The 4,251-nt window shown below is 69.8% G+C and carries 2 protein-coding genes; one reads left to right on the forward strand and one right to left on the reverse strand.

Translation table 11 applies throughout. From position 1 onward, the window contains the following. Positions 1 to 1,722: lysylphosphatidylglycerol synthase transmembrane domain-containing protein (locus tag C1I98_RS36070; RefSeq protein WP_111171773.1), on the forward strand; the 1,722-nt coding region annotated here is incomplete at its 5' end. A 29-nt stretch (positions 1,723 to 1,751) separates the two neighbouring features. Here the strand turns inward: C1I98_RS36070 and C1I98_RS36075 are convergent. Further along, positions 1,752 to 3,851 (reverse strand): S9 family peptidase, encoded by a 2,100-nt coding sequence (locus C1I98_RS36075; protein WP_111171774.1) that lies wholly within the window; start codon positions 3,849 to 3,851, stop codon positions 1,752 to 1,754. Positions 3,852 to 4,251: the final 400 nt, after the last annotated feature.

Genomic DNA, 4,251 nt, shown 5'->3' on the forward strand with positions numbered 1-4,251 from the left:
GCCCTGCGCCGGCTGGGCTACGCGCCCACCAAGGCCCGCAAGATCGACGACGACGTGCAGGGCAGCCGCCGGTACGCGGTGACCACCGAAGAGGATGAGGAGGAGCGCCGGGTCGATGTAACCGTGCTCGACCGCGACCGCCAGGTGGCCGGCCTGGTCTACCGGCTCTGGCGGCGGTTGCTGCTGGCCAGCGAGACCCGCAGGCGGGCCATCCGCTCGCTGCGCGCCGAGCTGGAGCGCGAGGCCCTGATGGCCTACGCCGCCAAGGCCGCCGGCGCGAACACGCCAAGACTGCTCGGCACCAGCGAGGTCGGCACCGAGGCCGCGCTGCTCATCTACGAGCACCTGGACACCAGGGCACTTGAGGACGTCCCGGACGACGAGATCACCGACGACGTGCTCACCGAGGTCTGGCAGCAGGTGCGGCTCTTCCAGGCGCAGCGGCTGGCCCACCGGCGGCTGGAAGGCGAGAGCATCCATCTCGACAAGTCCGGACATGTCGTGCTGGTGGACGCGCGCAGCGGCGAGATCGCGGCCGGCGACCTCCTGCTCCGCCTCGACATCGCCCAGTGCCTCACCTACCTGGCGCTCCGGGTCGGGCCCGAGCGTTCGGTGGCCACCGCCGCCGCCGTACTCGGCCCCGACGCCCTCGCCGGCGCGCTCCCGCTGCTCCAGCGCATCGCGCTGACCAGGCAGACCAGGTCGGCCCTGCGGGGCAAGGACAAGAAGCTCCTGTCGGCGGTCCGCGAGCAGATCGTCGAGCTGAAGCCGCCCGGCGTGGTGGCCCAGGTACGCCTGGAACGCTTCCGGCCGCGCACGCTGGTGACCATCATCGGCAGCGCACTGGCCGCCTACCTGTTGCTTTCCCAGCTCGGCCAGGTCGACTTCGTCAGGGTGCTGACCACGGCCGAGTGGGCCTGGACCGGCATCGCGCTGGTCGCCGCCGGGCTGAGCTACGTGGCGGCGGCCCTGATGATCAAAGGCTTCGTGCCGGAGTCGCTGCCGCTCGGCCGTACGGTGATGGTGCAGTTCGCCGGGTCGTTCGTGAAGCTGGTCGCGCCCGCGGCGGTGAGCAGCGTCGCGCTCAACACCCGCTACCTGCAAAAACGCGGCATCCCGCCGGGGCTGGCGGTGGCCAGCGTGGGCGCCTCCCAGCTCATCGGGCTGGCCTTCCACATCGCGCTGCTGCTCTTCTTCGCCTACGTGACCGGCAGCGACGCGGCGGCCTCGCTCACGCCGTCCAGGACCCTGCTGATCGTGCTGCTGGCCGTGTCCGTGGCGATCGTCGTCGTGCTCGGCGTGTCTCCGCTGCGCCGGATGATCAGCACGCGGGTCCGTTCGCTGTTCTCCGGCGTGGTACCCCGGCTGCTGGACGTGCTCCAGTCGCCGCGCCGGATCGTGCAGAGCGTGACGGGCACGCTGCTGCTCACGCTGACCTTCGTGGTGTGCCTGGACGCCTGCGTGCGCGCGTTCGGTCACGACATGAGCTTCGCGGCGGTCGCCGTGGTGTTCCTGGCCGGCAACGCGATCGGCTCCGCCGCGCCCACGCCGGGCGGCCTGGGCGCGGTGGAGACGGCACTGATGGCCGGCCTGACCCTGTCGGGGGTGAACCCGGGGGTCGCCACCTCCGCGGTGCTGTTGTTCCGGCTGCTGACCTTCTGGCTGCCGGTGCTGCCCGGCTGGGCGTCGTTCACCTGGCTGCAACGCCACAAGGCCATCTGAGCCGGTCTTACCCGACTGCTGAGCCGGTCCTACCCGACCGGTTCTACGGTGGCCTCCGGGCCGGTGACCTCGCGGACGCCGAGCCGGTCGAGAATCCACGACAGCGTGAACGCCTCCTCGCGCCAGGAGTCGTACCGCCCGCTGCGCCCGCCGTGACCCGCGCCCATCTGCGTCTTCAGCAGGAACGGGCCGCCGCTCGCGGTGGCCCGCAGCCGCGCGATCCACTTGGCCGGCTCGTGGTAGAAGACCCGGGTGTCGTTGAGGCTGGTGATCGCCAGGATCGGCGGGTAGGTCGCGGGCTCGACGTTCTCGTACGGCGAGTACGACTTCATGTACGCGTAGACGTCGGCGTTGTGCAGGGGATCGCCCCACTCGTCCCATTCGATGACGGTGAGCGGCAGCGACGGGTCGAGGATCGTGTTCAACGCGTCCACGAACGGCACCTCGGCCACCACGCCCGCGAACTCCCCGGGGGCGAGGTTCGCCGCCGCGCCCATCAGCAGCCCGCCCGCGGACCCGCCGCGCACGATGACGTCACCCGCCCAGCCGGACGCCTTCAGGTGCCTGGCGCAGGCCACGAAGTCGGAGAACGTGTTCTTCTTCCGGGTGAGCTTGCCCTCCTCGTACCACCGGCGGCCCATCTCACCGCCGCCCCTGATGTGCGCGACCGCGAAGATCACCCCCCGGTCGAGCAGGCTGAGCCTGGCCACCGAGAACGCCGGGTCGACCGACATCTCGTAGCTGCCGTAGCCGTACAGCACCATCGGCGCGGGCCGCGGCGTGCCCCGGCGCGTCACGATCGAGATCGGCACCCGCGTGCCGTCCTCGGCCGTCGCCCACTCCCGGTGCTGCTCGTAGTCGGCCGGGTCGAAGCCGCCCAGCACCGGCCGCTGCTTCAGCAGGATCAGCTCGCGCGCGGCCAGGTCGTAGTCGTACACCGACGGCGGCGTCACCATGCTGGTGTAGCCCAGCCGCAGCCGCGCGGTGTGGAACTCGGGGTTGCCGCCGGGCTCGGCCGTGTAGAGCGGCTCGGGGAACTCGATCTCGTACGGCTCGCCGTCGCGCGGCATGATCCTGATCCCGGTGAGGCCGTCCCGCCGGAAGTGGACCACGGTGTGCGTCGCGAACGCGTCCACGTCCAGCAGCCGCGTGTCCTCGCGATGCGCGATCAGCGGCGTCCACACCCCGGGATCGTCGACCGGGGCGGTGGCCAGCTCGAAGTTCTCAGCGCCGTCGTTGTGCAGGACCAGGAAGCCGTCCTCGGCGTGGTCCAGGCCGTACTCCACTCCGGTCTTACGCGGCCGGACCAGCTCGAACTCCCCGGCCGGGTCGGCCGCGTCGAGAATCCGGACCTCACTGGTGATCTTGCTGCCGACGTTGAGCATCAGGTAGCGCTCACTCCGGGTCAGCCCGATCCCGACCCAGAACCGCTCGTCGTTCTCCTCGTAGACCAGCACGTCGGAGTCGGCCGGGCCGCCTACCGTGTGCCGGTACAGCCGGTACGGCCGCCAGGCGTCGTCCACGACCGTGTAGAAGAACGTGGTGCCGTCGGCCGACCAGGTGCCGCCGTAGGAGATGCCGGGGATCGCGTCGGGCAGCGTCTCACCCGTGACCAGGTCCTTGAACCGCAGCGTGAACCGCTCGTCGCCCTTGAAGTCGGTGGAGAACGCCAGCTTGGTGCCGTCCGGGCTGACCACCGACGTGCCGACGGCGAAGAAGTCGGCCTCGCCGGCCAGCTCGTTGCCGTCCAGGAGCACCTGCTCCCCGGGCAACGGCCCGCCGTCCTCGCCCATCACCGGCGGGGTCTCACCGTCGGCGGCCACCCGGCACTGGATGCCGTACTGCTTGCCCTCGACCGTGCGGGAGTAGTACCACCAGTTGCGCTTACGCGTGGGGACCGACAGATCGGTCTCCTGCGTGCGGTTCTTGATCTCCTGGAAGATGGTGTCACTGGGCTGGTCGAGATGCGCGGTGACGTGCTCGGTATAGGCGTTCTCCGCCTCCAGGTAGGCGACGGTGTCCGGATCGTCTTTGTTGATCAGCCAGGCGTATTCATCCACCACCGCGTCTCCGTGATGGACCCGCTCGCTGGCTACCCTCTTCGCCACCGGTGGCGTGTCAGTCGTCATCCGGCCCAGTCTATGTCGCCGCCCCTCTCCCACCTCGCCCTTCGCCTCCGACCCGCCGTGCCCGGGCCGTGGGACTTCTCGAGGGGCGAAGCCCCGGCGGCGTAGGCGATGCGGCTCTATCCACCTCTGGGGCCTGATACTCTTATGGAGCAGCGCAGCTCAGCGCACACCACTCCGAATCACTCCGGTGAGGTTGGCATGTGGTCGGGCGCGGGCGGCTGTCTCCCTGTAGCTCATCTGGTTTGACTGATCCGCTTGCGGAGCAGGACACAACCTGGTAAGTTAGAGGGGTTGCCCTGGAGACGGGGCGAACAGAATGAGGAATAGGCTTCAAGCCCCGAAGGGCTGGATCGGTTCGGCTGGTCTGGTTCGACGGTGTACGCGCCCGTTTCTTGAGAAC

The sequence above is a fragment of the Spongiactinospora gelatinilytica genome (assembly GCF_003236385.1).
Classification (GTDB): domain Bacteria; phylum Actinomycetota; class Actinomycetes; order Streptosporangiales; family Streptosporangiaceae; genus Spongiactinospora; species Spongiactinospora gelatinilytica.

Excerpts from the sequence above, each read along its gene's own strand:
- C1I98_RS36075 (WP_111171774.1), bottom strand. The coding sequence starts at position 3,851 with ATGACGACTGACACGCCACCGGTGGCGAAGAGGGTAGCCAGCGAGCGG.